This is a genomic window from Rhizobacter sp. P3_B12 (assembly GCF_056402895.1).
This window is the reverse complement of the sequence record NZ_JBFUGN010000672.1, coordinates 1-3431: the sequence shown is the minus strand read 5'-3', so window position 1 is coordinate 3431 and position 3431 is coordinate 1. Positions and strand designations below refer to the sequence as shown.

Sequence of the window (3431 nt, the reverse complement as noted above, 5' to 3'; positions counted from 1 at the left end):
CAACAACATCGACGCGTCGTCCGGCACCGTCAAGGTGAAGGCGGTGTTCGACAACAAGCAGCAGACGCTGTGGCCCGGCGCGTTCGTCAGCGTGCGGCTGGTGGTGGAGACGCTGAAGGATGCCACGGTGGTGCCGCAGGCCTCGCTGATCCAGGGCCCGCGCGGCAACATCGTCTACGTGGTCGACGACGGCGGCAAGGCCGTTGCGCGGCCGATCGCGGTGGTGCAGGCGGCCGGCACCGATGCGGTCGTCACCGGCGTGAAGCCGGGCGAGCGCGTGGTGGTCGACGGCCGGCAGAACCTGCGGCCGGGCGCGCCGGTGGCCGAGCGCGCGGCGAGCGGGGCCGGCAAGGGCAAGGCTGCGGGGGCTGCGGCATCCGCCACGACATCCGCCACGACATCCGCAACTTCGGGAGTCGCGCCATGAACCTGTCCGAGCTGTTCATCCGCCGTCCGGTGATGACGGTGCTGCTGAACGCCGCCATCGTCGTGGCCGGCGTGATCGCGTACACGCGCATCCCGGTGGCGGCGCTGCCGAGCTACAACACGCCGGTGATCAACGTCTCGGCGGCGCTGCCGGGCGCGAGCCCGGAGACGATGGCCACCTCGGTCGCGCTGCAGCTCGAGAAGCAGTTCCAGACCATCCCCGGCCTGAGCGTGATCAGCTCGGCCAACACGCTGGGCAGCACCACCGTGACGCTGGAGTTCGACGAGGGCCGCGACATCGACGCCGCCGCGGTCGACGTGCAGGCCGCGCTGCTGCGCGCGCAGCGCCAGCTGCCGCAGGACATGACCAGCCCGCCGGCCTACCGCAAGGTCAACCCGGCCGATGCGCCGGTGCTGCTGATCGCGCTGACCTCGCCGTCGCTGAACCTGTCGGACCTGAACGATTTCGCCGAGCACCTGATCTCGCCGTCGCTCTCCACGCTGGCCGGCGTCGCGCAGGTCAACATCTACGGGCAGAAGCGCTTCGCGGTGCGGGTGCGCGTGCAGCCCGATGCGCTGGCCGCGCGCAACATCAGCCTCGACGAGCTGAACGCCGCGCTCGGCGCGGCCAACGCCAACACGCCGGTCGGCACGCTCGAAGGCCCGAAGCAGACGCTGACGCTGCAGGCCAACCGCCAGCTGCGCAACGCCGCCGAGTTCGGCGAGCTGATCGTCAGCAACCGCAACGGCAACCCGGTGCGGCTGAAGGAGGTCGCCTCGGTCGAGGACAGCTACGAGACGGTGAAGACCTTCGCCAGCTACAACGGCGAGCCGTCGATCACGCTGGCCATCCAGCGCCAGCCGGATGCCAACACCGTCAAGGTGGTCGACGCGGTGCGCGCCGCGCTGCCGGGCTTCCAGGCGCAGCTGCCGCAGTCGGTGCGCATGAACCTGGTCAACGACCGCTCGGTGTCGGTGCGCGAATCGCTGCATGACGTGACGCTGACCATGCTCGGCACCATCGTGCTGGTGGTGCTGGTGATCTTCCTGTTCCTGCGCCGCTTCGTCGCCACCGCGATCCCGACGCTGTCGCTGCCGGTGTCGCTGGTCGGCGCGATCGCGCTGCTGTGGGGCTTCGGCTACACGCTCGACAACATCTCGCTGCTCGGCCTGACGCTCGCCGTCGGCCTGGTGGTCGACGACGCGATCGTGATGCTCGAGAACATCATGCGGCACGTCGAGCACGGCGAGGCGCCGTTCGGCGCGGCGCTGCGCGGCTCGCGCGAAGTGGGCTTCACGATCATCTCGATCTCCACCTCGCTGATCGCGGTGTTCATCCCGATCTTCTTCATGCCGGGCGTGATCGGCCTGCTGTTCCACGAGTTCGCGGTGATCGTCTCGCTGGCCATCGTCGCGTCGGCCTTCGTCTCGCTGACGCTGGTGCCGATGCTGGCCAGCCGCTTCCTGACCGACGACGCGCACAAGAAGCCGCCCGGCGCGCTGGTGCGTTCGTTCGAGCGCGGCTTCGACCTGCTGCTCGGCGCCTATTCGCGCACGCTCGACGTGGCACTGCGCCACCGCATGGCCGTCGTGCTGGTCGCGGCGGTCACGTTCCTCGCCACCGGCTGGCTGTTCGCGAGCATCTCGAAGGGCTTCTTCCCGCAGGAGGACATCGGCCAGCTCAGCGTGCAGACCGAAGCCTCGGAAGACACCTCGTTCCCGGAGATGGTGCGGCTGCAGGACCGCGTCGCGGCCATCATCCGCGACGACCCGAACGTGCTGGCCGTCAGCTCGTTCAACGGTGGCGGCGGCGCGCAGAACACCGGCCGCATGTTCGTCGCGCTGAAGCCGCATGCCGAGCGCCAGGACATGACCCAGGTGGTCGAGGGGCTGCGCCGCAAGCTGCGCGACGTGGCCGGCATCGCGGTCTTCATGCGCCCGATCCAGAACCTGCAGCTGGGCGGCCGCCAGAGCAAGGCGCAGTACCAATACATCCTGCAGAGCGTCAAGGCCGACGAGCTGAACGACTGGGCGCAGAAGCTGCAAGGCAAGCTGCGCACCGACCCGCTGTTCCGCGACGTGACCAGCGACTCGCAGCTGCGCGGGCTGCAGGCGTCGCTGCACATCGACCGCGACCGCGCCAACACGCTGGGCGTCTCGATCGACGCGCTGCGCTCGGCGCTGTTCAGCGCGTTCGGCGAGCGGCAGGTGTCGACCATCTACACCGCCGTCGACAGCTACCAGGTGATCATGGAGGTGGCGCCCGGCGCCAAGCAGGACGAGAGCGCGTTCAACAACATCTACGTGCGCTCGTCCAGCGGCACGCTGGTGCCGATGTCGAGCTTCGCGACCGTCACGCGCACCGTCGGCCCGACCTCGATCAACCACGTCGGCCAGCTGCAGGCGGTCACGGTGTCGTTCAACCTCGCGCCCGGTGCCGCGCTCGGCGACGCGACCGGCAAGATCGAGCACTACCGCGCCGAGATCGAGCTGCCGGAGTCGATCATCACCAGCTACGGCGGCGATGCGGCGGTGTTCAAGAGTTCGCAGGGCAGCCAGGCGATCCTGATCGTCGGCGCGCTGCTGGTGATCTACGTGCTGCTGGGCGTGCTGTACGAGAGCTACATCCACCCGCTGACGATCCTGGCCGGGTTGCCGTCGGCGGCGGTCGGTGCGCTGCTGACGCTGAAGCTGTTCAACATGGACCTGACGCTGATCGCGACCATCGGCATCCTGCTGCTGATCGGCATCGTCAAGAAGAACGCGATCATGATGATCGACTTCGCGCTTGAGCAGCAGCGCACGCAGGGCATGGCGGCGGAGCAGGCGATCCGCGAGGCCTGCGTGCTGCGCTTCCGGCCGATCATGATGACGACGCTGGCGGCGCTGATGGGCGCGCTGCCGATCGCGATGGGGCTGGGCGCCGGTGCGGAACTGCGCCAGCCGCTCGGCCTCGCGGTGTGCGGCGGGCTGGTGTTCTCGCAGGCGATCACGCTCTACATCAC

2 protein-coding genes are annotated in these 3431 nt (G+C 69.0%); both read left to right on the top strand.

All coding sequences use genetic code 11. The annotated features are described in order from the left end of the window. Nucleotides 1-427: efflux RND transporter periplasmic adaptor subunit (locus tag AC1D01_RS25895; RefSeq protein ID WP_477871465.1), on the top strand; the 427-nt coding region annotated here is incomplete at its 5' end. Continuing rightward, nucleotides 424-3431 (top strand): efflux RND transporter permease subunit (locus tag AC1D01_RS25890; RefSeq protein ID WP_477871463.1); only part of this gene is annotated, 3008 nt, incomplete at its 3' end. The genes AC1D01_RS25895 and AC1D01_RS25890, both read left to right, overlap by 4 nt.